At 41.3% G+C, this 25,481-nt stretch carries 29 protein-coding genes; 22 read left to right on the top strand and 7 right to left on the bottom strand.

Translation table 11 applies throughout. The features are described 5' to 3' along the window. Positions 1-26 precede the first annotated feature (26 nt). Entirely contained in the window at positions 27-2,447 is a 2,421-nt protein-coding gene (gene recD2 / locus ACZ5AE_RS22120; RefSeq protein WP_464566693.1) for an SF1B family DNA helicase RecD2, read from the top strand. A 30-nt stretch (positions 2,448-2,477) separates the two neighbouring features. Here the strand turns inward: recD2 and ACZ5AE_RS22115 are convergent, their stop codons facing one another. After that, positions 2,478-3,170 carry an N-acetylmuramoyl-L-alanine amidase gene (locus tag ACZ5AE_RS22115; RefSeq protein ID WP_464566692.1) on the bottom strand — a complete coding sequence of 231 codons (693 nt, stop codon included), beginning with the start codon at positions 3,168-3,170 and terminating at the stop codon, positions 2,478-2,480. A 145-nt stretch (positions 3,171-3,315) separates the two neighbouring features. Here ACZ5AE_RS22115 and ACZ5AE_RS22110 point away from each other — a divergent pair, with 145 nt between their 5' ends. From ACZ5AE_RS22110 to ACZ5AE_RS22035, 16 genes are all read left to right on the top strand, one after another. Next, entirely contained in the window at positions 3,316-3,792 is a 477-nt protein-coding gene (locus tag ACZ5AE_RS22110) for a PRC-barrel domain-containing protein (RefSeq protein WP_464566691.1), read from the top strand. 11 nt (positions 3,793-3,803) lie between these two features. Continuing rightward, entirely contained in the window at positions 3,804-3,995 is a 192-nt protein-coding gene (locus ACZ5AE_RS22105; protein ID WP_213120075.1) for a hypothetical protein, read from the top strand. Positions 3,996-4,175: 180 nt separating this feature from the next. Then, positions 4,176-4,310: a YrzQ family protein gene (locus tag ACZ5AE_RS22100; protein ID WP_213120076.1), complete on the top strand. Its 135-nt coding sequence runs from the start codon at positions 4,176-4,178 to the stop codon at positions 4,308-4,310. Between the two features lie 93 nt (positions 4,311-4,403). Further along, a complete protein-coding gene (locus ACZ5AE_RS22095) occupies positions 4,404-5,483 on the top strand; it encodes an AI-2E family transporter (protein WP_464566690.1) in 1,080 nt (359 codons plus the stop codon). Between the two features lie 338 nt (positions 5,484-5,821). Next, positions 5,822-8,461, top strand: coding sequence for an alanine--tRNA ligase (alaS, locus tag ACZ5AE_RS22090; protein ID WP_464566689.1), 2,640 nt, complete (start codon positions 5,822-5,824; stop codon positions 8,459-8,461). Between the two features lie 55 nt (positions 8,462-8,516). Then, a complete protein-coding gene (locus ACZ5AE_RS22085) occupies positions 8,517-8,783 on the top strand; it encodes an IreB family regulatory phosphoprotein (protein ID WP_066311816.1) in 267 nt (88 codons plus the stop codon). Between the two features lie 3 nt (positions 8,784-8,786). After that, positions 8,787-9,203: a Holliday junction resolvase RuvX gene (ruvX, locus tag ACZ5AE_RS22080; protein WP_464566688.1), complete on the top strand. Its 417-nt coding sequence runs from the start codon at positions 8,787-8,789 to the stop codon at positions 9,201-9,203. A gap of 12 nt (positions 9,204-9,215) precedes the next feature. Further along, positions 9,216-9,518 carry a DUF1292 domain-containing protein gene (locus ACZ5AE_RS22075; RefSeq protein WP_464566687.1) on the top strand — a complete coding sequence of 101 codons (303 nt, stop codon included), beginning with the start codon at positions 9,216-9,218 and terminating at the stop codon, positions 9,516-9,518. Between the two features lie 178 nt (positions 9,519-9,696). After that, complete coding sequence (mltG, locus tag ACZ5AE_RS22070; protein WP_464566686.1) at positions 9,697-10,821, top strand: endolytic transglycosylase MltG; 1,125 nt, start codon at positions 9,697-9,699, stop codon at positions 10,819-10,821. Between the two features lie 364 nt (positions 10,822-11,185). Further along, positions 11,186-11,830, top strand: coding sequence for an O-methyltransferase (locus ACZ5AE_RS22065; protein WP_464566685.1), 645 nt, complete (start codon positions 11,186-11,188; stop codon positions 11,828-11,830). 1 nt (position 11,831) lies between these two features. Continuing rightward, positions 11,832-12,761 carry a peptidase U32 family protein gene (locus ACZ5AE_RS22060; RefSeq protein WP_464566684.1) on the top strand — a complete coding sequence of 310 codons (930 nt, stop codon included), beginning with the start codon at positions 11,832-11,834 and terminating at the stop codon, positions 12,759-12,761. Positions 12,762-12,785: 24 nt separating this feature from the next. Next, positions 12,786-14,054: a peptidase U32 family protein gene (locus ACZ5AE_RS22055; protein ID WP_464566683.1), complete on the top strand. Its 1,269-nt coding sequence runs from the start codon at positions 12,786-12,788 to the stop codon at positions 14,052-14,054. A gap of 1 nt (position 14,055) precedes the next feature. Then, a complete protein-coding gene (udk, locus tag ACZ5AE_RS22050; RefSeq protein ID WP_464566682.1) occupies positions 14,056-14,691 on the top strand; it encodes a uridine kinase in 636 nt (211 codons plus the stop codon). A 166-nt stretch (positions 14,692-14,857) separates the two neighbouring features. Further along, positions 14,858-15,334, top strand: coding sequence for a transcription elongation factor GreA (gene greA / locus ACZ5AE_RS22045; protein ID WP_464566681.1), 477 nt, complete (start codon positions 14,858-14,860; stop codon positions 15,332-15,334). A 66-nt stretch (positions 15,335-15,400) separates the two neighbouring features. After that, positions 15,401-17,149 (top strand): peptidoglycan D,D-transpeptidase FtsI family protein, encoded by a 1,749-nt coding sequence (locus ACZ5AE_RS22040; protein ID WP_464566680.1) that lies wholly within the window; start codon positions 15,401-15,403, stop codon positions 17,147-17,149. Between the two features lie 95 nt (positions 17,150-17,244). Next, complete coding sequence (locus ACZ5AE_RS22035) at positions 17,245-17,913, top strand: YrrS family protein (protein ID WP_464566679.1); 669 nt, start codon at positions 17,245-17,247, stop codon at positions 17,911-17,913. Between the two features lie 31 nt (positions 17,914-17,944). Here the strand turns inward: ACZ5AE_RS22035 and ACZ5AE_RS22030 are convergent, their stop codons facing one another. Beyond that, positions 17,945-18,148: a YrzA family protein gene (locus tag ACZ5AE_RS22030; RefSeq protein ID WP_213120089.1), complete on the bottom strand. Its 204-nt coding sequence runs from the start codon at positions 18,146-18,148 to the stop codon at positions 17,945-17,947. Positions 18,149-18,337: 189 nt separating this feature from the next. Between ACZ5AE_RS22030 and mtnN the strand changes: the two genes are divergently transcribed. Next, complete coding sequence (mtnN, locus tag ACZ5AE_RS22025) at positions 18,338-19,030, top strand: 5'-methylthioadenosine/S-adenosylhomocysteine nucleosidase (RefSeq protein WP_213144777.1); 693 nt, start codon at positions 18,338-18,340, stop codon at positions 19,028-19,030. 47 nt (positions 19,031-19,077) lie between these two features. On the opposite strand, the gene ACZ5AE_RS22020 is transcribed toward mtnN, so the two are convergent. Next, positions 19,078-19,338, bottom strand: a complete 261-nt coding sequence (locus ACZ5AE_RS22020) for a YrhC family protein (RefSeq protein ID WP_464566678.1) — start codon at positions 19,336-19,338, stop codon at positions 19,078-19,080. A gap of 522 nt (positions 19,339-19,860) precedes the next feature. On the opposite strand from ACZ5AE_RS22020, the gene ACZ5AE_RS22015 reads away from it, so the two are divergent. The 3 genes from ACZ5AE_RS22015 to ACZ5AE_RS22005 are packed head-to-tail and all read left to right on the top strand — an operon-like array spanning position 19,861 to position 20,358. After that, the gene (locus ACZ5AE_RS22015; RefSeq protein ID WP_464566677.1) at positions 19,861-20,001 is read left to right on the top strand and encodes a YrzI family small protein; all 141 of its coding nucleotides are present in this window, start codon (positions 19,861-19,863) and stop codon (positions 19,999-20,001) included. A gap of 30 nt (positions 20,002-20,031) precedes the next feature. Then, positions 20,032-20,178 (top strand): YrzI family small protein, encoded by a 147-nt coding sequence (locus ACZ5AE_RS22010; RefSeq protein ID WP_464573707.1) that lies wholly within the window; start codon positions 20,032-20,034, stop codon positions 20,176-20,178. Positions 20,179-20,217: 39 nt separating this feature from the next. Then, positions 20,218-20,358 (top strand): YrzI family small protein, encoded by a 141-nt coding sequence (locus ACZ5AE_RS22005; RefSeq protein ID WP_213144781.1) that lies wholly within the window; start codon positions 20,218-20,220, stop codon positions 20,356-20,358. A gap of 428 nt (positions 20,359-20,786) precedes the next feature. On the opposite strand, the gene ACZ5AE_RS22000 is transcribed toward ACZ5AE_RS22005, so the two are convergent. Continuing rightward, positions 20,787-22,586 (bottom strand): M3 family oligoendopeptidase, encoded by a 1,800-nt coding sequence (locus ACZ5AE_RS22000; protein ID WP_464566676.1) that lies wholly within the window; start codon positions 22,584-22,586, stop codon positions 20,787-20,789. A gap of 122 nt (positions 22,587-22,708) precedes the next feature. Then, on the bottom strand, positions 22,709-22,876 hold the full coding sequence (locus ACZ5AE_RS21995; protein WP_464566675.1) for a hypothetical protein: 168 nt from the start codon (positions 22,874-22,876) through the stop codon (positions 22,709-22,711). 159 nt (positions 22,877-23,035) lie between these two features. Here ACZ5AE_RS21995 and ACZ5AE_RS21990 point away from each other — a divergent pair, with 159 nt between their 5' ends. Beyond that, positions 23,036-24,010, top strand: a complete 975-nt coding sequence (locus ACZ5AE_RS21990; RefSeq protein ID WP_464566674.1) for a F510_1955 family glycosylhydrolase — start codon at positions 23,036-23,038, stop codon at positions 24,008-24,010. Between the two features lie 16 nt (positions 24,011-24,026). Here ACZ5AE_RS21990 and sigK read toward each other — a convergent pair whose 3' ends face one another. Together sigK and pssA are read right to left on the bottom strand one after the other, a co-directional pair. Then, positions 24,027-24,743: an RNA polymerase sporulation sigma factor SigK gene (gene sigK / locus ACZ5AE_RS21985; protein ID WP_464566673.1), complete on the bottom strand. Its 717-nt coding sequence runs from the start codon at positions 24,741-24,743 to the stop codon at positions 24,027-24,029. 171 nt (positions 24,744-24,914) lie between these two features. Further along, positions 24,915-25,454 (bottom strand): CDP-diacylglycerol--serine O-phosphatidyltransferase, encoded by a 540-nt coding sequence (gene pssA, locus ACZ5AE_RS21980; protein ID WP_464566672.1) that lies wholly within the window; start codon positions 25,452-25,454, stop codon positions 24,915-24,917. Between the last annotated feature and the right edge of the window lie 27 nt (positions 25,455-25,481).

Genomic DNA, 25,481 nt, shown 5'->3' with positions numbered 1-25,481 from the left:
TTCTTACATGGAAGGAGGGAGCAGCAATGGTGGAAAAGCAGGAAGCGCTAGATTTGTTTAGCGAGCAGGGGAAATATATTAAAGGCAGACCGATTGTCACGATTTTTCACAATGAGCAAAACCTCTATACCGTCATCAGAATCCGGGTAGACGAGACAAATCATCATTATGAAGACAAAGAAGCCGTTATTACCGGCTATTTTCCAAAAGTACACGAACAGGAAACGTATATTTTTTACGGGGAATTTAAAGACCATCCTCGCTTTGGCACTCAATTTCATGCCAACCATTTTCGTAAGGACATGCCTCAATCTAAGCAGGGTGTTATTGCTTATTTGTCCGGCGAAATGTTCAAAGGAATCGGCAAGAAAACGGCGGAAAATATCGTGGAAACCTTGGGTGAGGATGCGATTTCGAAAATTCTCAATCAGCCTTCCTTGCTTGATACCGTACCGAAGCTCCCTCCCGATAAGGCAAAGCAGCTTTATGACACGTTAATGGAGCATCAAGGTCTAGAGCAGGTGTTGGTCGCGTTAAACCAGTATGGTTTTGGCCCGCAGCTGTCGATGCGTATATACCAAACTTATAAAGAAAAGACACTTGAGATTATTCAAAAAAACCCATACCAGCTGGTTGAGGATGTCGAAGGTATTGGTTTTGGCCGGGCGGATGAGCTCGGATACCAACTTGGAATCTCAGGCAGCCATCCGGACAGAATCAAAGCAGGCTGCCTCTATACATTGGAAAATGAATGTATGCAGACAGGGCATGTCTATATGCAAGCCCAAGCCCTCATTGAGCAGGTAAAAGCCCTGCTTGAAGATAACCAGCGCGACCAAATTGATTTCCTTGCCATCTCGAACGAAATTATCAAGCTTGAAGAGGAAGGAAAAATTGTTGGTGAAGATAGGCGAGTTTACCTGCCTTCCTTATACTTTGCGGAAAAAGGACTCGTCACCAGCATTAAACGAATCCTGCAGCAAACAGAGTATCAGGACCAATTCCCGGAATCGGAATTTTTGCTGGCATTGGGAGATTTGGAAGAGCGGCTTGGGGTTCAGTATGCACCAACCCAAAGGGAAGCCATCCAAACAGCGTTAATGTCACCGATGCTGATCTTAACGGGGGGGCCAGGAACAGGGAAAACCACCGTTATTAAGGGGATTGTCGAGCTTTATGGAGAACTCCACGGCTGCTCCTTGGAAATAAAGGATTATCAAAAAAAGGACGAACCATTTCCGTTTCTGCTCGCGGCGCCTACCGGAAGAGCAGCCAAACGGATGAGTGAATCGACTGGATTGCCCGCTGTCACAATTCACCGACTGCTTGGCTTCAACGGGACGGAAGGCTTTGACCGTGATGAGGGGAGCCCGCTTGAAGGAAAAATTCTCATTGTCGATGAAACTTCGATGCTCGATATTTGGCTCGCGAATCAGCTCTTCAAAGCGTTACCGGAAAACATCCAAGTCATCATGGTAGGTGACGAAGACCAGCTGCCGTCTGTCGGCCCAGGCCAGGTTTTAAAGGATTTACTAAGATCGGAGCGAATCCCGACAGTAAGGTTAACAGATATATACCGCCAGGCAGAGGGCTCCTCTATTATTGAACTAGCTCATGAAATCAAAAAGGGACATTTGCCGGCTGACATAACCCAAAAACAAGCTGACCGTTCCTTTATCAGATGTACTACCACGCAAATCGCAGAAGTAGTCGAAAAGGTCGCATTAAATGCGAAAAATAAGGGTTATACGGCAAAGGATATTCAGGTCTTAGCCCCAATGTACCGCGGTCCTGCCGGCATTGACAGATTAAACTTACTCTTGCAGGAAATCTTTAACCCAAACCCGGATGGCAAAAGAAAAGAAATCCAATTTGGAGATGTTAAGTACCGGATTGGCGATAAAGTTCTTCAGTTAGTTAACCAGCCTGAGAATAATGTGTTTAATGGAGATATCGGGGAAATCATCTCTATCATCTATGCAAAGGAAAATACTGAAAAGCAGGATATGATCTATATTTCCTTTGAAGGAAATGAAGTGGAGTATACAAGGCAGGATTTGACGCAAATTACCCATGCCTATTGCTGCTCGGTCCATAAATCACAGGGAAGTGAATTTCCGATAGTCATTCTTCCCGTAACAAGAAGTTATTACAGAATGCTGCAAAGGAACTTAATTTATACGGCGATTACAAGAAGTAAACAATCCTTGATCCTTTGCGGAGAGGTTGATGCACTGCAAATGGGTGTTGCGCGGGCGGATGAAATGTCAAGACTAACCACTCTTTGTGAGAAACTTCAGGAAACCATTGTCGGAAATACAGCCGATCCTCAAAAGGATCAAGAACAAAGTAAATTGTCGCTTGAGGAAGAATTAATGGCCGTCAATCCAATGATTGGGATGGAAAATATTACGCCATATGATTTTATCGAGAAAACGGGCAGCTAATGTAAAAGGACCCAAAGGGTCCTTTTACATTTATTTACTTGATAGTTCCTGCATTTTGCGAGACACAAGCGGATAAAAATTATTGATGGCGTCGGTAGTCGAATTACCTCCAAAAAAACCTGTTCCCGGGCAGGTTTTTACATTGTAATCCGGACCGCTGTCTAGCACTCGTTCACCCGTTTTTACATTCCACCAATGATGATAGGTAATACTATCAATAGAGGGAGTCAGACCGAATCTTAAGGAAAGAGCAGCCGTGATATAAACAATCGTCTCTTTTTGCTCCGCTGTCATCACATCATGGCCGATATCAAAGTTTCCGATATTTTCAATCATGATTCCGGTTGTGTTAGCGATAGGGCCAATCGAGCCTTCTGGTGCAACATCAAACGGCCTGGACACTGCCACCTTTCCATCCGGAAACGTTGTTAAATTTTGCGCGATATTCTTCCAGCCTCTTTGCTTCACATGGAAATTTTCCATGCTCTCCAGCAGTTTAAAATGATTATTCCCATAAAACTGCTTGTAGGACGGCAGCCATGTATGATGCTGCTGGATGATGTTTATATTTCTTTTAAATTTATTTTGAAATAACCAATCCTTAAATTCCTCTCTAGTCATCAAAATATATTGTCCATGTGTAGCCGCTCCAAGCGCATGGGAAGGGAAAATATTAATCATCATGATGAAAATAAAACTGAAAAGGATTAGATTTTTTTTCATTTTCTCGACCTCTTTCTAACCTCTTTTCTACATTGTTTGTTAAACAACCTTTCTTATTCCAAATAGCACAATGGAAAACGTTGCACCTTATGATTTGACGAAAAATAACGGAAACTAAAAATGTTCGAAGGAGGTGGGATACTCTTTGCGAACATTTTCCTTATTGAAGGGGCAGCCGGTTTTTGAAACGAAAAAAGGAACGAAAATCGGCGAGGTTTGTGATCTTTGCATTTCAAAAAACGGAACCGTCAAAGGCCTATTGATTAAAAAGGGCGTTTTCTTCAAACAATCCTGTTTTTTGGACATTCAGAAGGTTTCTTCCTTTGGCTGGGATGGGGTCATGATTGAGGATGCTGCTAGCTTGGAAAAGCTGAAAGAAACTCCTGAGTTTACATTGAACCATCAGCATTCACTTGAAGGGATGATGATGCTTTCCAATAGCGGACAATCGCTCGGAATGTTAAAAGATGTATACTTTCAGGAAGAAGTGGGAACAATCGTAGGGTACGAAATCACGGATGGCTTCTTTTCAGATATCACTGATGGGAAACAGGTAATCCAGTCCGAGAAACCCTTAACGGTTGGAAAAGATGCCATTATCGTTGACGTTAATCAAACGTGAGGTGTCTTTTCATGCTTAAGTGTCCCAATTGTGCAAGCAAGGATATCGGAAAAATCGGTATCAATCAATACTATTGCTGGAACTGTTTTATTGAATTGTCTGTTGGCAAAGGAATTATCAACACCCATCAAGTTGAGGAAGACGGAACCTTGAGTTCATTAGACGATTTGTTTGAAGAAGAATTGCGTCGTTACACACTCTAAATAGAAAAGCGTAGGCGCCTTGATCAGGGGCGACAGGCATAAGACGAGCCGGCGAGAAGGCTGCTTTTTAGCCTTCTTGACGGATTGGCTTATGACCCCGAGCCCCTAGGCGCCGTAGCTGGACAGTGGTCTTAGTTATGTGACCTGTCTTGATTTCAATCCTAATAAGAGGTGAAACGTATGAACAAATTGATGACGACCATGGTTGCTTTCGGTGCCGGGATGGCTGCTTATAATTTGGCGCAAAGAAATAATTTAATGTCAGGCCGGCAAATGAAAAGAATGCAAAGAAAAGTGAAACGAGCGATATTTTAAATGCTTAGGTCCCCCTCATATGCCGAGGGGGATTTTTGAGTGCATATTTATTTACCGAGTCTCCAAAAATAACCACTAAAGGAGGCACGGACGTTGGATATTCGTATGAAATGGTATTACCGAATCGGTTTTTCACTCCTTTTATTAATTGTCATTTACGTATTTTTAAAAATACGTTTTGTCTGGCTGCCCGTTGTAAAAGTGGCCATAATTATCGCACTGCCGTTTGTCATTTCCGGATTTATCACCTATTTGCTGCATCCGATAGTTGAAAAACTGCATGAAAAAGGACTTCATCGCGGCATTGCCATCCTGCTCATTTATGTCATATTTTTTGGTGGACTTGGGTTTACCCTTTATAAGGGGATTCCAGCAGTCATAGCACAAATAAAAGACCTGTCGGAAAGTGCACCCGTTTTCGCTGAACAGTACCGAGATTGGATTCGTACTCTCCAGTCCCATACAAGGGAATGGCCGGAGGGATTGCAAACGAGAATCAATGACGGCATTGATGCTTTTGAGAAAAGACTTGATTCTCTTTTATCAATTATTGTTGGCTATTTAGGCAAATTGTTAAGTTCAGCAGCTCTTTTACTGATTATCCCTTTTATTACTTTCTATATGCTGAAGGATTTTACCCTTATTAAACGCAGTGTTTGGTATATGACACCAAAAAAATGGCGCAAAAGGGGAACCCTTTTTCTAAAGGATGTTGACGATTCACTAGGTAGATACATTAGAGGCCAGCTGCTTGTTTGTGTCATTATCGGAACAGTCTCGTCTCTTCTGTTCTGGGTGTTTCATTTAAAGTATCCCTTATTGTTAGGGATGATTGTAGGAGCAACAAATGTCATTCCCTATTTTGGCCCCATTATCGGCGCTGTACCAGCGGTGATTGTGGCAGCAACGACTTCGGTAAAATTGGTCATTATCACGCTGATTATTGTATTTGGATTGCAGTTCCTCGAAGGTAATATACTGTCGCCATATATTGTGGGCAAAAGCCTTCATATGCATCCTTTAGTCATCATGGCGGCACTGACAGCAGGGGGTGAGATCGGCGGGATCTTGGGGTTGATATTAGCAGTTCCGGTGGTAGCGATTCTAAAGGTTGGCATCATTCATGCAAAAAATCACTTTATCGACGCCCGAAATAATGGAACTTCACCATAGGTATTTGACAAACTAAGTCAGTACTAGCTATAATTCGTCATAGATAATATTGCTTAAAATGAAGAAGGACCCAAGTATGTTATAGACCATCTGTAACGCATCTTGCGCTGAAGAGAGGAGCCCTCTTGGCTGAAAGGGGTTCTGGATGAAGGATAACAGAACGCTAATCCGGAGTGCAGCTAATCACTGCCGTAAGACCTGCGTTAAAGGCTGTTGAGAGATGGGTGCTGTATCTGTACCCATAATCAGGGTGGTACCGCGAGATAAGCTCTCGTCCCTGTTTGGGGGATGAGGGCTTTTTTGTGTGCTTTTTTAAGAATAAAGGAGGTAATATAAATATGAAAAATTTAACCGGCTCGCAAATTCGCTCAATGTTTTTACAATTTTTTAATGAAGAAAAAGGTCACCAAATTGAACCAAGCGCTTCGCTAGTCCCGCATGATGACCCGTCGTTGTTGTGGATAAACAGCGGTGTTGCAACTTTGAAAAAATATTTTGATGGCCGTGTCGTGCCTGAAAATCCAAGAATTACGAATGCCCAAAAGTCCATACGGACAAACGATATTGAAAATGTCGGCAAAACCGCCCGCCACCATACTTTCTTTGAAATGCTCGGAAACTTCTCAATCGGCGAGTATTTCAAAAGGGAAGCGATTGAGTGGGCATGGGAATTCTTAACGGACGAAAAATGGATTGGTTTTGAAAAAGACCGCTTGTCTGTGACAATTCATCCGGAAGATAATGAGGCCTATGAAATTTGGCATAACACGATCGGCATTCCGGAGGAGCGGATTATCCGTCTTGAAGGAAACTTCTGGGATATCGGTGAAGGCCCAAGTGGTCCCAATACGGAGATTTTCTATGACCGCGGACCTGAGTACGGTGCTGACCCAAATGATCCAGAATTGTATCCTGGAGGGGAAAATGAACGCTACTTAGAGGTTTGGAACCTTGTATTTTCACAATTTAACCATAATCCTGACGGTACATATACGCCGCTGCCTAAGAAAAATATTGATACTGGAATGGGTCTTGAGCGGATGGCTTCTGTTGTGCAAAATGTCCCAACCAACTTTGATACAGACTTGTTTATGCCGATTATCCGGGCGACTGAAGAAATCTCCGGAGAAAAATACGGTGTGGATAAGGGGCAGGATGAAGCCTTTAAAGTAATTGCAGACCATATCCGGACCGTTGCGTTTGCCATTGGCGATGGAGCGCTGCCATCAAACGAAGGCCGCGGCTATGTTCTAAGACGCTTGCTTCGCCGTGCTGTCCGGTATGCTAAGCAAATCAACATTAACCGCCCGTTTATGTATGAACTTGTTCCAGTGGTGGGCGAAATCATGCATGATTTCTATCCAGAAGTAAAGGATAAATCTGAATTTATTCAAAAGGTAATAAAGACTGAAGAGGAGCGCTTCCATGAAACCCTTCATGAAGGATTGGCGATTTTAGCAAGCGTCATTAAGAAGGAAAAGGAAAAAGGCAGCGACATCATCTCTGGTGAAGATGTTTTCCGTCTTTATGATACGTATGGTTTCCCAGTTGAATTGACTGAAGAATATGCCGAAGAAGAAGGCATGAAGGTTGACCACGATGGCTTTGAGGCAGAAATGGAAGTTCAGCGGGAACGTGCCCGTGCGGCTCGTCACGATGAAAATTCGATGCAGGTTCAAGGTGGCGTATTAAGGGATATTACTGTAGAAAGTAAGTTTGTTGGGTATAATGAACTGATCACGAACTCTTCTATTTTAGCGATTATAAAAAATGGCGAACTGATGGATGAGGCTTCAAGCGGTGAAGAGGTTCAGCTTATTCTTGATATTACTCCGTTTTATGCGGAAAGCGGCGGACAAATTGCCGACCGTGGTGTCATTCAAGGCGATGGGACAAGCGTCTCAGTTAAAGACGTCCAAAAAGCGCCAAACGGCCAGAACCTTCATAAAGTAGTGGTGCAAAGCGGAACATTAAAGACAAACCAGCAGGTAACTGCCCAGGTGGATCCGGAAAACCGTGTGAAAATCATTAAGAACCATACTGCTACCCACTTATTGCATCGTGCATTAAAGGATGTATTAGGGGAGCATGTGAATCAAGCAGGGTCGCTTGTTGAACCGGACCGTCTTCGCTTTGACTTCTCGCATTTTGGTCAAATTAAACCAGAAGAACTGGAGCAAATCGAAAAGATTGTCAACGAGAAAATCTGGAGCAGCATTGAAGTAGATATCAGCCTGAAGCCAATTGCTGAAGCAAAAGCAATGGGAGCAATGGCGTTGTTCGGTGAAAAATACGGCGACATTGTCCGCGTTGTTAAGGTAGGCGACTATAGCTTAGAGCTGTGCGGTGGCTGCCACGTTCCAAACACCTCCGTAATCGGCTTGTTTAAAATCGTCTCTGAGGGTGGAATTGGTGCCGGCACGAGGCGCATTGAGGCTGTTACCGGCGAATCAGCTTACAAAGCTTTAATCGAGCAGGTTGGCATGTTAAAGGATGCTTCAGAGAAATTGAAGGTTAATCCAAAAGAAGTGGGGCATCGAATTGATGGTTTACTGGCTGAAATCAAACACCTTCAAAGAGAAAACGAATCGCTCTCTGCCAAGCTTGGCAATATTGAGGCAGGAAATTTGGTCAACAAAGCAAAAGAAATCAATGGAGTTACTGTCTTAGCCGCAAAAGTTCAGGCTCAGGATATGAACAACTTGCGTAATATGGCTGACGATCTTAAACAAAAGCTTGGTTCTGCAGTGATTGTATTGGGAAGTGCACAAGATGGCAAGGTGAATTTAATTGCTGCGGTTACAAAGGATTTAATTGAACAAGGTTACCATGCCGGCAAGTTAATTAAAGAAGTGTCTGCTAAGTGCGGCGGCGGCGGCGGCGGCCGTCCGGATATGGCTCAGGCAGGCGGCAAGGATCCTGAAAAACTTGATTCAGCGCTTTCCTTTGTCGAAGAATGGGTAAAATCTGTTTTGTAATAAGGACAAAGTAGTGTAAAATGTAGGTAACAATTCCAATTCGAGGTGCACGTTAATGAGCTCATTTGATAAAACAATGAGATTTAATTTTCCTGAAGAGCCTTTTGAACATGATGTCAATGATGTACTTTTTCAAGTTTATGAGGCATTAAAGGAAAAAGGGTATAACCCTATTAATCAAATTGTCGGTTACCTATTATCTGGAGACCCAGCCTACATCCCACGTCATCGCGATGCCCGCAATATCATCCGCAAGCTGGAACGGGATGAAATCATTGAAGAACTGGTAAAATCGTATTTAAAACAGCAGCGAGAGGGTTAATCAATGCGTTTAATGGGTTTAGATGTAGGTTCAAAGACTGTCGGGATCGCCCTAAGTGATGAACTTGGGTGGACAGCGCAGGGCCTGAAAACACTCAAAATTGATGAAGAAAAAAAACAATTCGGTTTTGAGGAAATTGGCCAATTAATTAAGGAACATCAAATTAGTACTGTAGTAGTAGGCTTGCCAAAGAATATGAACGGTACAATTGGACCGCGTGGAGAGGCAAGTCAATATTATGCGGAAGAACTAGAAAGCCGGTTTGCCGTTCAAACCGTTTTATGGGACGAACGGTTGACCACAATGGCAGCAGAACGTATCCTGCTTGAAGCAGATGTCAGCAGGAAAAAGCGGAAGAAAGTCATAGATAAAATGGCGGCTGCCATGATTCTTCAAGGCTATTTGGATAGTAAAAAATAATGAGGTGAAAAAATGGCGCACGAACACCATTATGATGATGAACAATATATTACTCTGATCAATGAAAACGGTGACGAGGAGTTATTTGAAATTCTGTTTACCTTTGAATCTGATGAATTCGATAAGTCATACGTTTTATGCTACCCGGTTGGTGAGGGAGAGGATGATGAGGAAGTCGTTGTCCACGCATATTCCTACATCCCAACTGAAGAAGGGGAAATTGGAGAATTATCACCTGTCACATCCGATGAGGAATGGGATATCATCGAAGAAGTATACAATACTTTCATCCAAGATGAAGAGGAAGAAGAATAACACAAAGGAGGAACCAGCTGACAATGCTGGTTCCTTTATTTTTTATCCTCAAATTAATGTCGACAAATTAAATGCGAAATTGACATTTTTCTTACCTTATGCTGAAATTATTACGACATGGTTCAAGTTTATAGAAAAATAATAAAGCACCCATGCTAACAGGGAAGGGGGAAATTAGATGACAGAAGACAAGAAGCATGTAATTCGACAAAAAATGCTCGAACATCAGAGTGAAGCACGAATCGTCAGAAGGATTGTTTTAATTATTACGATTTTATTGGTGGTTACCATCGTCCTTATTGGCGGCGGGGGATACCTCTATATACAATCAGCACTAAAACCGGTAGATTCCAACAGTAAGGTACAGAAAAACGTGGAAATTCCGATTGGCTCCTCAGTAACCGGGATAGGCGAAAGACTTGAGCAAAACGGGATCATTAAGGATGCCAAGGTGTTCAAATATTATGTAAAGCTCAAAAATGAAGGCGGCTTTATGGCGGGGGACTATCAATTAAGTCCTTCCATGGATGTTCCTGAAATTGTCAGCCGCTTGAAAACAGGCAAGGTCCTTGCCAAGGCATCGTTTAAAATTGCTATCCCGGAAGGAAAGCAGCTTAAGGAAATTGCCGCCATTATTGCGAAGGCAACAAATCAGGATGAGGCACAGGTACTTGCCAAATTAAATGATAAAGAATTTATCAAAACATTAATGGCAAAATACCCTGATATTTTAACAAATGAAATCTTGAACCCTTCAATCATGTATCCGCTAGAGGGATATTTATATCCAGCCACCTATCCATTCTTTAAACCGAATCCATCGGTCGAGGAAATAGTTACAGCCATGCTTGATAAAACGAGAGAAGTCCTTGCTGACTACACAGATGAGGCAAAAGAAAAAAAGCTGTCTGTTCATCAGCTCCTTACAATGGCATCCTTGGTCGAGGAAGAGGCAACCGAGAAAGCTGACCGAAAAAAGATTACCAGCGTCTTTTATAATCGGATGGAAAAGGGGATGCCGCTGCAAACGGACCCAACCGTTCTATATGCCCAAGGGAAACATAAGGAAAGAGTGGTCTATAAGGATTTGGAAGTGAATTCTCCTTACAATACGTATAAAAATCCCGGACTTCCACCTGGTCCGATTGCTAATGCTGGAAAATCTTCCATTGAAGCTGCGTTAGAACCGGAACAAACGGATTATTATTATTTCCTGGCAGCAGAGGACGGCACGGTTATTTTCACCAAAACGCTAGAAGAACATAATGAGGAAAAAGCCAAGCATATTTCCAGTAAAAAATAGTACGTCACCTGAGGGAATTGTTCGCATTCCCTCTTTTTTTATGGTAGAATACTAAAGTGTTTCATAAGCTATCTATAGCGTCACTCACAGGTTATTTTGGCGGTTTACTGCCAGTGTCAATGTGCCGAATGATTATTGCTCGGTTCGTTGTTTTTCTGTGAACGCTATTTTTTATGTCTAAAGAGCCGCATTTTGGCAACACTGCAGGTAAAGAAAACACGCAACTGGCGGGTCCGTAAGGGCGGTTCATGAGGCGCAGTTCACTCAAAAGCACAGTTTTTGGGTTTCGATGCGAATGCTCATGAAGCATTCCTTAGTGCACTTATACTTTTTTATTAGCGAAAAAGGATTGAGGTGAAGCAGCTTGTTAAATGAAAAGCTGCATTCTTATATAGAAGGTCTAATTCCGGAGCGTCATTCTTTATTAATGGAAATGGAGAGTTATGCCAACGAGCATCATGTTCCAATTATGGAGCTGGCCGGAATGGAAGCAATGCTTCAAATGTTAAGGATCCATGGTGCCCAAAATATTCTTGAAGTGGGCACCGCCATTGGGTACTCTGCATTGAGAATGGCTTTTGCATTGCCATGTTCGAACATTATCACGATTGAGCGGGATGAAGAACGCATTCAATTGGCAAAAGAATTTATTGCTAGATCTGATTATCATGAAAATATTTTTCTCATCGAAGGGGATGCACTTGATGTTGAAGAGCGCGTAAACGGTCATGCTCCTTACGATGCTATTTTTATTGATGCCGCTAAAGGGCAATATCAAAAATTCTTTGAAATTTACTCTAAATATTTAAAAACTGATGGCTTGATTATTACAGATAATGTCTTATTTAAAGGACTTGTTGCAGAATCAGAAATAGAGTCTAAAAGGACGCGGAACCTTGTCAAAAAAATTAACGAATTTAACCGCTGGTTAATGAATCATAAGGGTTTTGATACAGTTATTCTCCCGGTCGGTGATGGGGTCGCGATCAGTAAACGAAGAGGTGAATAAAATGAAAAAGACAGAACTATTGGTAACTCCCATTTCTGTTGATGACATTTTGCCATTGGCAGAGGCAGGGGCTGATGCCTTTGTTGTCGGAGAGCAGCGGTACGGCTTGAGACTGGCGGGGGAATTTACTCGAAGTGACGTGCAAAAGGCTATTGAATTGGCTCACTCAAAAGGAAAAGAAGTATACGTGGCTATGAATGCCATTTTTCATAATGATAAACTTCCCGAGCTGAACGATTATATTCGTTTTGTGTCTGATGCAAAGGCTGATGCTATTATATTTGGTGATCCGGCTGTACTAATGGCAGTAAAAGAAACAGCCCCGGAAATGAAGCTGCATTGGAGCACTGAGACAACTGGCACCAACTGGTATACCTGTAACTATTGGGGAAGAAAAGGAGCGAAAAGAGCTGTCCTTGCCCGCGAAATTAACATGGATTCAATCGTGGAAATAAAAGAAAAAGCAGAGGTTGAAATTGAAGTTCTCGTTCATGGAATGAGCTGCATGTTTCAATCGAAGCGTTCGCTCTTAGGCAACTATTTTGAATACCAAGGCAAAGTCATGGAAATCGAAAACCGTAAACAGCAAAAGAATATGTTCCTCCATGACAAGGAGCGCGAGAACAAATACCCGATTTTTGAAGATGAAAATGGAACTCATATTATGAGCCCAAATGATATCTGCATTATCGATGAGCTGCAGGATATGCTTGAGGCTGGAGTGGATTCTTTTAAAATTGATGGAATCCTAAAGAGTCCAGAATATATTTTAGCTGTTACAAAGCTATACCGCGAAGCAATTGACCTTTATTTTGAAGACTCAGATAATTATGAGGACAAAAAGGACGAGCTATTAGAAGCAGTAGAGGAAATCCAGCCAGCTAATCGTCCGTTAGATACAGGATTCTATTTTAAAGAAACAGTTTATTAAATTAGAAAGGGAGGGGTTCAATTCATGAGTATTGTGAAAGATAAGATTTCAGAGATTATTGATGGAAAACGCGTCATTGTCAAAAAGCCGGAACTCCTAGCTCCTGCAGGCAATCTCGAAAAGTTGAAAATTGCTGTCCAGTACGGTGCCGATGCCGTGTTTATCGGCGGCCAGGAATATGGACTGCGCTCCAATGCCGATAATTTCTCGCTGGAAGAAATCAAAGAAGGCGTAGAGTTTGCAAAAAGGTACGGGGCTAAAATTTATGTAACCACTAATATTTATGCCCATAATGAAAATATTCCCGGACTGGAAGAATATATACTTGGTTTAAAAGAGGCGGGAATTGCCGGAATCATCGTGGCAGACCCGCTGATTATTGAAACCTGCCGCAGGCTGGCACCGGAAATCGAAGTACATTTAAGTACACAGCAATCTCTTTCTAACTGGAAAGCCATCCAATTTTGGAAGGAAGAGGGGCTTGAGCGTGTCGTATTGGCGAGGGAAACTAGTGCGGAAGAAATCCGTGAAATGAAAGAGAAGGTAGATATTGAAATTGAAACCTTCATCCATGGAGCGATGTGTATCGCTTATTCCGGCCGTTGTACCCTTTCCAATCATATGACAGCCCGCGATTCTAACCGCGGCGGCTGCTGTCAATCATGCCGCTGGGATTATGACCTGTATCAGTTAGAGGGCATGGATGAAAATGCGTTATTTGCGGAGGGGGATTCTCCGTTTGCAATGAGCCCAAAGGATTTAAACCTTATACAGTCCATTCCGAAAATGATTGAGATTGGCATCGACAGCTTGAAAATTGAAGGACGGATGAAGTCGATTCACTACATTGCTACAGTGGTAAGTGTTTATCGTAAAGTAATTGATGCTTATTGTGCAGACCCAGATCATTTTGTGATTAAAAAGGAATGGCTTGACGAGCTGGATAAATGTGCCAACCGTGAAACGGCTCCGGCCTTTTTCGAGGGCGTTCCTGGGTATAAAGAGCAAATGTTTGGTAATCATAGCAAAAAGACTAGTTTTGATTTTGTCGGTCTTGTCTTGGACTATGACAATGAAACGCAAATGGTTACCCTGCAGCAGCGTAATCACTTCAAACCTGGTGATGAAGTTGAATTCTTCGGACCGGAAATTGAGAACTTTACCCATGTAATCGAAAAAATTTGGGATGAAAAAGGAAATGAATTGGATGCGGCAAGACATCCGCTTCAAATTGTACGATTTAAAATGGACAAACCGGTTTATCCTAACAACATGATGCGAAAGGAGAACTAGCATGATGCATAGGCCGGTTGTGATCGGTGTTGCCGGGGGGTCGGGCTCCGGTAAAACGAGTGTGTCAAAAGCGATATATGAAAGCTTTAAGGGTCACTCGATTTTAATGCTTGAACAGGATTATTACTATAAAGATCAAAGCCATCTGCCGTTTGAGGAGCGCTTAAAAACGAATTATGATCATCCGCTTGCTTTCGATACGGATTTACTTATCGAGCATATCGAACAGCTCTTAAGGTATGAGCTGATTGAAAAGCCGGTATATGATTATTCCATTCATACACGCTCTGACCAGGTGATTGTAGTAGAGCCGAAGGATGTTATCATATTAGAGGGAATTTTGGTTCTTGAAGACGAGCGGCTTCGCGATTTAATGGATATTAAATTATTCGTCGATACCGATGCAGATCTCCGCATTATCCGCCGCCTCCAGCGCGATATTCAGGAACGCGGACGTACACTAGATTCGGTAATAGACCAATATGTCAATGTTGTCCGCCCAATGCATAACCAATTTATTGAGCCGACCAAGCGCTATGCTGATATCATTATTCCTGAAGGCGGGCATAATCATGTGGCAATTGATTTAATGGTCACAAAAATTCAAACAATTCTTGAACAAAAGTCATTTTTATGAAACAATAGCAAGTGATAATCCTAAAAAAGTCCACAAAATGGATGAATAATAGCTGCGCGCCCTGTAATAGGACGCGCTGCTATCAATTTTTTGCCAATGGGCATAATGTTTACATATCATACATACACAATCTATGGGGGTTGTGAGACTAGAAGGAGTGAGGGTTTTGGCTGCAGAAAAAGTTTTTCCAATGACACAGGCAGGAAAAGAAAAATTAGAACAGGAACTTGAATATCTAAAAACGGTTAAGCGTAAAGAGGTAGTAGAAAGAATTAAAATCGCCAGAAGTTTTGGGGATTTATCTGAAAACTCCGAGTACGATTCTGCTAAAGAAGAACAAGCATTCGTTGAAGGCAGAATTACTACATTAGAAAATATGATCCGTAATGCTAAAATAATTAGCGAAGGCGAATTGGCTGGCGATACTGTGTCACTAGGCAGCTCCGTAACATTTGTCGAGCTTCCGGATGGAGAGGAAGAAACCTATACCATCGTTGGAAGTGCTGAGGCAGATCCGTTTGAAGGGAAAATTTCTAACGATTCTCCAATTGCCAAGAGCTTAATGGGCAAAAAGGTAGGGGACCAGGTATCTGTCCAAACCCCTGGCGGAGAGATGAGTGTCCGCATTGTTAGTATAAAATAAGGAAAAATCAGCCTGAATAGTTTGAAAATGCTAAACCTCGTCAAAACTTTTGACGAGGTGTTTTTTATGTGGAGAAGAAGAGCAAAAGGCTGGCTTATAATTTGTATCGTTTGCTTTATGCTTTTATTGGGTCGTCTTATGCAGATTCAATTGTTTGAGACAGAAACCTTTTCCAAGCATAATGTGAATTTGCTTGAAGACAGTGTCCAGCAGAGGACGCAGGAACTGGTGATTGATAATGGCAGGGGGAACTTTCTGGATCGAAACGGCACCATGCTGACGCATAAAAAAGTCAGTGTACTTGTGTTATTCCCATTTTTAAAAAAGCTCGACTGGGATATCAAAAAGGTGTCCGACATCTCAGGCATATCGGAAATTGCTTTGAAAAATGCGGTGAACTCAGCGAAAAAACCATTTGCCTACGGTGACCCGGCCCCAATAGAATTGACACCATCACAGATGGAAAGAATCAACGCGTTAAACATACCAGGCGTATTTGCGATAGAGAAGAAATTTGAAAGGGCAAATGTGCCGGCAGAACAATTGCTTGGACTGACAGGAGAAAATGCAGCCGAATTGAAAAAGCGTTATCCCAATAAAGAGCTGTCCGAGAAAACCTTAATAGGTGTTTCAGGACTTGAGGAAAGCTTCGATGAATTCCTTCTTCCTGAAGGGAAATCGAAGCTTGTCTACCACGTGGACGGGGGCGGGGCGCCTTTATTTGGAATAAACGTTAAATATGTTGATCCTGCCAATCCATTTTATCCTGTCAATGTTCGGACAACCATTGATAAAACAATTCAGCAAAAAGCAGAGGATTTGGTTGATAAGTACCAAATTAAAAAAGGTGGACTGGTTCTGCTGAATATCGAGGACAACAGTGTGCTCGCCATGGTTTCAAGGCCTGAAGTCAATAAGAAGGATCCATATAGCGGTGCCGGTATTACTAATAGAATGCTAAAACAGCAAATCATGGGTTCTGTTTTTAAAACAGTTGTTGCAGCGGCCGCTATCGACCATAATCTTGATAATCCAAATAGACTGTTTGACTGCAGTAAAAAAATCAATGGCAAGCCGGAATTAAAATATAATTACGGCATGTTGAATTTTACGGACAGTTTTGCCAGAAGCTGTAATCGCACCTTTGGTGAACTTACGAAGGAGTTGCAAAAGATCGACCCGAATCTTTTGGAAGAGTATGCAGAGAAGTTGTCCTTAACTGGTTCTGTCGGCTGGCAGGGAGATGTTTATCATACAAGTGATTTCAAACAGTTTGATAATGAAGACAAGGGCAGGGTCTTTTTGTCCGAAGAGGCCAGAAAGGATCCGAACTTTGCCGCGATGTCCGGAATTGGCCAGAATGAGGTCAGGGCAACTCCACTTGCTGTTGCCAATATGATGGCGAGCATCGCCAGGGGTGGCAAGAAAGAAACAGTCCGCGCCGTTTCAAAAATAGAGTATAAGAACGGAACTACGATGGTTAATTTCCCTGAAGAGCCGCTTAAAGGAGATTCCATTTCCCCATTTACGGCGATGAAACTGCAAAAATTGCTAAGAGAGGTCGTATTGAACCCGAATGGGACAGGCCGCTGGTTTAAGGAACTTCCATATGAGGTGGCTGGAAAATCTGGTACAGCAGAAACAGGTAAATATGAGGATGGCAAGCAGCTGCATAATAAGTGGTTTGCTGGCTATTTTCCCTATCAGAATCCAAAATATGCACTAGTAACGGTTAATTTAGATGTGACAGAAAATGAAGGCGGGGTTAATTTATTATTTGCCGATATGGTGAAAATGCTGTCAGAGCTGGAGTAATTTCATAATTAACTGGTTAATCGAGGAAATTCCTTCAAGTTCTTTTGAAATCATGTTAAAATATTCACAGCCTATTTTATTAGGAGGGATTATTTTTGAATAATGATTTCAATCAAAATTCGCGTTCCACATACCGTGCCAAAAGAAAAAAAACGAATATTGTTTTAAATAGTTTAATTATTATTGTCCTAGCCTTAATTATTATTGTAGCTTATAATATTTTTGCTTCCGGAAGTGAAGAAAAAGCTTTGAATATACAGGAAACACCGAAACAAGAACAAAAACAGGCAGCACCTAAAGAGAAAAAGGCTGAAGATACCAAGAAAAAGGAAAAAGCTTCAGCAGATAAAGCAGCCAATGAGGAAGATGAAAAACAAAGCGAGGAAGCCACCGAACCGGAAAACGCTGATGATTCACAGGCTGTTATTTCAGATGGGGGGACTTCTCCTAATGTGGTAAAAACCATTGAAAATCCAACTTGGAAGCCAGTCGGAACAACGCAAGCAGGAGAACATACAGCTGTCTATGATCAATCTTCAGTTGATTGGCAGGAAATGCTGAAGGCCGTCTCCTATGCAACAGGGCTGGATTCTGGGAATATGACTGTTTACTGGATCGGCAGGGATAAAACCACCTCAAATGCATCATTTGCTACAGTTGCATCCAAGGATAAACAGCAAAAATACAATGTATATATTAAGTGGGTTGATGGCGAAGGCTGGATGCCGACAAGGGTTGAAGAATTAGCGGAAATCCAGCAATAGCAGAGTAGGATGGGCCATAATCGGTTCCATCCTATTTCTTTTTAAAATGAACCACTGCCGAAAAGTAGGTTTGTCCTTTTTCATTTACATGGACTTGATGGGAAACAGAATGGACCCCTAATAGAATTCCTTTGTTAACCTCGATTTGGTTCGCGATTTTCTTTTCCAGCGTTTTTAAATCCCCAGCTTCAAAAAACTCCACCTTATCTTCAATAAAATCAAGTTGAAAATTCACTTATACAACCTCCTTCCATTAATAATTCTAATGAAATATTTATTCTAAATCAATGATTTGATAGCAAGCTGTAAGTAAAAAAGGTACAATGATGTTTGCGGATACGATGTACCAATTTGAAGAAAAATAATAAAACAATCGTTTAAGCGAAAAATAAAGCAAAAGCTTTTAGGAGAGAGGTTTATACATATGAAGATTGCTATCATTGGTGCAATGGAAGAGGAAGTAACCTTACTAAGAGACCATATTGAAGGACAAACAAAAGAAGAAGTAGCTGGTTGTGAATTTACCTTTGGAAAAATGCACGGCAAGGATGTCATCCTGTTACGCTCAGGAATTGGTAAGGTAAATGCCGCCATGTCTACAACCATTCTATTGGATAAATATAAGCCAGATTGCATCATCAACACTGGTTCTGCCGGTGGTTTAAATCCAGACCTGAATGTGGGAGATGCAGTCATTTCAACGGAAGTGCGCCACCACGACGTTGATGTAACTGCCTTTGATTATGAATATGGCCAGGTACCCCAGCTGCCGGCAGCTTTCTTGGCTGATGAAAAGTTAATGTCGATTGCCGAAGCAGCAGCAGGGGAATTGGAAAATTTTCAGATTGTTAGAGGCTTAATTGCAACAGGTGATTCCTTTATGGAGGACCCTAAAAAAGTGGAATTTATCCGCGGGAAATTTAAAAATCTGCAGGCAGTAGAAATGGAAGCAGCAGCGATTGCACAGGTCGCCTTTCGGTTTGGTGTTCCATTTGTAATTATTCGTTCCCTTTCGGATATTGCCGGGAAAGAGTCAGAAATTTCCTTTGATCAGTTTATCGATAAAGCAGCCACGAATTCGGCAACATTAGTTATGAAAATGGTAAAGGCTTTATAATTACTGTCCATGATCAACAAAAAAGCGCCTCATCACAGCAGAGGCGCTTATTTCTTCGAGTAATAGTCCTGTTCTTCCTCTATCTCTAGTAATTTCATTTCGCATTGTTTTGAAAAAGTAAAGAAAAGTACCGATCCAGCTAGGAAGGACATAGAGGTAAGAATGAATATATTTAGATCCATATCCGTTTTTGTATCGGACGGAATAATGACACCGATAAAGAAAAAGATTCCCACAGCCAATAAAACAGTTCCAAACCGCTTAAAATCAACCCTCTTCTCATAAAGACTTCGCGTTTTCTGCTTCACAGCTGATTCACCCCTTCTTTATTAAATCTACTAAACCACTTTACCATACAAAATTCCGATAAACAGTATGTAAATTCTTGAAAAGATGCCTAACACTTAATATCTTGGGGCATTTGACTACATTTGAAAAAAATTTCTAAAAAGTGGTTTACAAAACACCTTTATGTGGATATAATTACCGTAGCAAGTAAAAAATTCCAAAAGGAGGTCGAAGGTAATGTTATTAACGATTAATGCAACGAGTTTTGTCCCGAAAGCAATGGCTCTAACTGAATATTTGAATATCATGCATTCGACCAGATTGGAATGGATTGCTTAGTGTGTTAATTTGCATCTACATATCCATGCCGCAGGGAGAATGACGCCTTGCGGTATTTTTGTGCCCTTTTTTCTGGAACGGCCGCAAGGAACTATCTTCTTGCGGCCTTTTTGTGCCCTTTTTACGAGCCGATTGGATATGTACTGCATAAATTAAAAATGTTGTTGGACTAACAGAAATAATCTTATGAGGAGGTGATCAATATGACACTGAATATTTTATTCTTCACGATCACAATTCGAAAAAGAAAAGTAACATTGCAGGAAGCCGCTCAGCAGGAAATGATTGAAAAGCTTTACGAGCAAAACAGGGATCGCCAGACTTCTATCCATCAGTTCATGTAATGGAGAATTTAGGCCGCAGAAAGGAAAGTGATGAAAATGACTTTAAATTTATTTTTTGTAACAGTTACATTCAAAAAAAGAGAAATTAGTCTAGAAGAGGCTGTCCAGCAGGAGATGGTTGAACGTTTATATGAGCAGAACAAGGACCGTCAGATTTCTATGCATCAGCTAATGTAAGGGAATTTTAAGGGGTTTAAACAAAAGGAAGTGATAATCATGACCCTGAATATATTGTTTTTAACGATTACGATTTCAAAAAGAAAAGAAAGCCTTGATGAAGCTCTTAATCAAGAAAGGATTAACAAGCTTTACGAGGAGAATAAAGACCGGCAAATATCCATGTACCGTGTGATGTAGGTGGGAACTAAATTAAAAAATGAAAGGTGGTTTTTATAATGATTTATTTAATGCAGGGAAGAGGAGCTTATTTCTGGGATTTGAAAGATACCACTTAGCCAAGGGAATTTCGGATAAGGAGGTAGTCAGCATGCCGCTGCATATTTTGCTTTTGTCGCTTATTTTTAAGTTTAATAAGAAGGAATCATAATTTCAGTTGAGGATTGAAGTTTTTAACATAATGTTCACATTTCCTAAAGTTAGATACTGTGAAAATATGATAAATTGAAGGTAAGAAAGCAGTATCCATTAAGGGGTGGGGAAGATGTTCATGGTGGCAATAGCCTTCGTTATTACGGGCGCAATTGGCTGTGTAATCTCTGCTGAGATCAGTGTTGTTGAATAACAAAGAAGCATCGGCCAATTGGCCGATGCTTTTATAATGCTAATTATTTTCCTTCAGTCAGCTCCAAGAATTCATCGATGTCATCCAAACAGATTCCTACAGCCTTTTTCCAGAAATCTTTTTCTGTCAGGTTTACCTGAAGATGTTTTGCTGCAAGGTCTTCCACTGTCATGGATGCTGTATCACGGAGCAAGGCAATGTATTTTTCTTCGTAGCCTTTCCCTTCTGCAAGTGCCCGTGCATAGATTCCTAATGAGAAAAGATAGCCAAATGTATAAGGGAAGTTATAGAACGGAACATCTGTAATAAAGAAGTGCAGCTTTGATGCCCAGAATAATGGATGATACTCCTCAAGGGCGTCACAGTACGCTTCCCTTTGTGCCTCTAACATTACCTCATTTAACCTTTCAACGGAAATAGGTCCCTGCTTTCTTTCTTCGTAAAAATGGGTTTCAAACAAGAATCGGGCATGGATGTTCATCAACAGGGCAACGGTTCTTTGAATCTTATCATCAAGGAGAACCAGCTTTTCTTCCTCATTTCTCGCGCTCTTAACAGAGGCGTCGGCCACAATCATCTCAGCAAACGTGGAGGCAGTTTCGGCCACGTTCATCGCATATAAGCGGTTGATATGCGGGACACCTCTCATTGCGTACGTATGGAAGCCGTGTCCAAGCTCATGTGCTAATGTGGAGACATTTGACGGCGTGCCTGAGTACGTCATAAAAATGCGGGACTGTTCGCTCTCTGGCAGATAGGTACAGAATCCGCCCGGTGCTTTGCCAGGCCTGTCAGCTGCTTCAATCCACTGCTCCTCAAACGCCATTTTGGCAAATGCTGAAAGCTTTTCGCCGAACTTTGCAAAGTTTTCTTCAATAAAATGGGCACCTTCCTGATAGGAAAATTTGGATTCTGTTGTGCCATATGGGGCATCAAGGTCAAACCAGCTTAACTTTTCAAGGCCAAGGAGTTGTGCCTTCCGCTCCAAATATTTCACGAGTTTTTCCTTGTTTTCTGTGATAACGGCCCACATGGTGTCAAGTGTTTCTTTTTTCATTCTGTTAATACTAAGGGGTTCCTTCAACACTTCATCCCAGCCCCGTTTTTTGTATACGTTTAATCGAAATCCGGAGAGATGATTTAAGGTTTTTGCCAAGAAGTCTGCCTGGTCGCCCCATGCCTTTTCCCAGTTTTCAAAAACAGCTTGTCGGATTTCTCTGTCAGGGTTGGAAAATTTATTGAAAGCCTGGCCGACAGACAGTTGTTTTTCTTCACCATTTTCAGTAAATGGAACTTTGATTTTGCTAACGATTAAGTCATATAATTGCCCCCAGCTATGATAGCCGTCCACACCAAGGGCGTTTATGAGTGCTTCCTCTTCTTTGGAAAGCTTCTCTTTAGCCCGTTCACGCCATTCCGATAAAATAAAACCAAGCTCCTTTATTGAAGCTAGAGATAAAATGTTATCCCATACTTGATCGTCAATTGATGTCAGCAGATTGTGAAAAGCACCAAGCGCTGTTTGGAAGGCTGCACTTAATCCGGTAACCTGTGAATCGAGTGCGTAGGCCTTTTTATCCTCAGTATTTTGTGCCAGCAGACAACCGATAAATGCACCTGCCTGACCAAGTTTTTTTCCAGTTTTCTCAAAATCACTTAGCACCTCTTGCAAGATTTCACTATCGTGGGCAGAATTGCTAGGTGTCCAGTTATTTATTTTTGTTTGGAAAAGGTCAATTAATTCTTCGGTTTCCTTCAGGTGATTCTGCAATTCCGGGGAATCACTTCCTCCTTTAAAAAACACATCAAGATTCCAAATATCTGAATATGTAATCGCCGCCATAGTTTGACCTCCTTTTTTATATGTACGTTCTTAATTATATTGCTATTTTTCAAAAGATTCCATCAAAACGGCAAGACAGGAATAGAAAAAGCTTATGCCAATACGCATAAGCTACAAAAAGTTTAATAATAAAAACAGCTAAACCACCACCAGGCGAAGAAGATTAACAGCAATATAAAGAGGACAATCACAACTGCAAACCAAATCCAGCCGCGCCCTGCGAAAGGGGCCGAATATCCAGCATAGGGAGCCCCAAAGCCGGCGGGGGCATATGGGTAACCAAAAGCCATCAACATTCCCCCTTTCCTGTTTTTTTATAGTGTATGTGGCTGTATGCCCTCGTGAATAGGCTCCTGCTGAAGGACTGTCTATAAACTGATTATTTGACAATGATACTAAGGCTGAGTTATAAGTGATAAGAATTAATATTCTCGCTTGGAGGAATAGAAGTGAAGAGGCATAAGGTAATTTACTTTACGATTTTAATCGTGTTTATTTTGACAGCTGCTGGCTGCACAAATAATACGAAGGAATCTAAAAAGACTGAACAGGGTCAAAAAACTGCTGTCCTGCCGAGGTTTGATGTTACTGCAGCAAAATCTATAAGAGTTAAACGGATCTACGGGATTGGTTATCCCGGTAATGACAACGCTCTCTATGTTGCGGCAAATAATGGGCTAAAGATATATAAAGAAGCAACTTGGCTTGAAACGACAACGAACCGTCATCAATACATGGGGTTTCAGGCCGTGGAAGATGGCTTTGTCTCAAGCGGACATCCGCAAAAAGGGACAGGTTTAAAAAATCCGCTTGGGATAGTTAAAAGCGATAATAAAGGGAAGACCTTAAAAAAGCTCGCCTTTTACGGAAAAGGGAACTATGTTTTCATGGCCTCAAGTTTTTCAGGTAAAGATCTTTATGTGATCAGTGATCAAGAGACGGACCAGTTAAATACTGGTGTGAATTATTCCAAAGATAACGGGAAGACCTGGCAGCCTAGTAAATTCAAAGACTTTCAAGCAGATTCGCTTGGAATGATGGCTGTCCACCCGGTCAACGGTGACGTTATGGCTATGTCTACCCGGTCTGGCATTTATTATTCCACCGATAATGGAAACACGATGAAGCTAGTGACAAAGCCATTTATGGTTACTGCTCTTACTTTTGCCGGAGATTCTCTTTTATTCTCTAGTGTTGAAAACGATAAAATACTTTTAAAAACTTTAAATCCCGCAACGGCTGAGGAAACGAATATTGCCATTCCATTCTTAGACTATGATAATCCGATTACATATTTGGCAGTAAATCCAAAGAATCTGAATCAACTGGCCTTTACTACTTATAAAAATGATCTTTATGAAAGCCCCGATGGCGGGAAAACATGGAATAATTTATTTTTAAAAGGGAAAAAAGAGCAGGAGTGAACTGCTCTTTTTTCCATTAGCTTTTTTTCTTTTTTTCCTTCTCGGCCCGATAAAATTCATGGAACATTTTCATCAGGGCCCGCTTTTCAATCCTAGATACATAACTTCTTGAGATGCCAAGCTCTTTGGCAATTTCGCGCTGGGTTTTTTCTTTTTGCAAATCAAGACCAAAGCGGCCGATAATCACTTCTTTTTCCCGGCTGTCTAAAACTTCGATATATTTCTTGATTTTTTCAAGTTCCATATTAAGCTGAATCGTATCAATAACATCTTCCGATTCTGATTTCAAGACATCGATTAAGGAAATTTCATTCCCTTCTTTATCCTGGCCAATCGGGTCGTGCAGGGAAACATCTTTTTTTGTCTTCTTTAAAGCGCGAAGGTGCATTAAAATTTCATTTTCTATACAACGTGCAGCATAAGTGGCCAGCTTTGTTCCTTTACCCTCCGAATAACTTTCGATGGCCTTGATTAACCCAATCGTTCCAATCGAGATTAAATCCTCAGAATCCTCACCGGTATTTTCAAATTTTTTTACGATATGGGCAACCAGCCGCAAATTGTGTTCAATCAACATATTTCGCGCATGGGAATCCCCTTCTGCCATCAAGCGCAGGTACTTTCTTTCATCTGCAGCAGATAGGGGTTGAGGAAAGGCGTTGTTCTTTACGTAAGATACAAGAAATAAAAATTCCTTAACCAAATAGCCAAGAGCCGTTAAGATTCCAGACATTCACTTCCACCCCGTATCTTTATTGGACTTTAGCCTATTATTAATTCCTATGAAGAAAACAGGAAATTGTGTCTGTCCAGTTAATTTTATTTGAGTGTTAGCGGAAATTATAAAAAAAGACCTACTTAGTAGGAAGTACCAAGTAAGTCGAATGAATTGAATTTTGAATTTTTAAACTTTTTTAAGCTTAAAGGTGCTAACCATAAGGAATGAAAGAATGATAATAATAAATAAGAACGTTTGTGATGGCAGGTAGGGTATCGCCAAAAAGCTTAATGTTGCCAAACAGCCAGCAGCTGTAATCGGCAGACCAGTAAAGTAGCTGTTGCTTTCTGTAATATTAAACCTTGCTAAACGAAAGGCACCGCAGCCAATATAAAATACAGTGAAAAATGAACCGGGGCCGCCGAATTCATTTAAAATTCCTTGGTATAGTAATAGTGCAGGGGCAACTCCAAATGATATAATGTCACTCATGGAATCCAATTGTTTGCCTAATTCTGACTCAATATTAAATTTTCGGGCAATCATTCCATCAAATCGATCTGCCAATGCCGCAATAAAAATGAGCAATAAGCTTAATCGCAAATTTCCATGCAGGCCAAACACGATGGCAAATCCACCCAATGATAAATTGGCTAAAGTGATGACATTTGCAGTTTGCGATTTTAATTTCTTGATGGTTTGATCTATAACATCTAATAAAAACATTTTTTACCTTCCACTCCTTTCTTCAAG

The sequence above is a fragment of the Neobacillus sp. S1227 genome (genome assembly GCF_055385255.1).
Note: the sequence above shows the minus strand (reverse complement) of the source record. Positions and strands in the feature narration are given on the sequence as shown.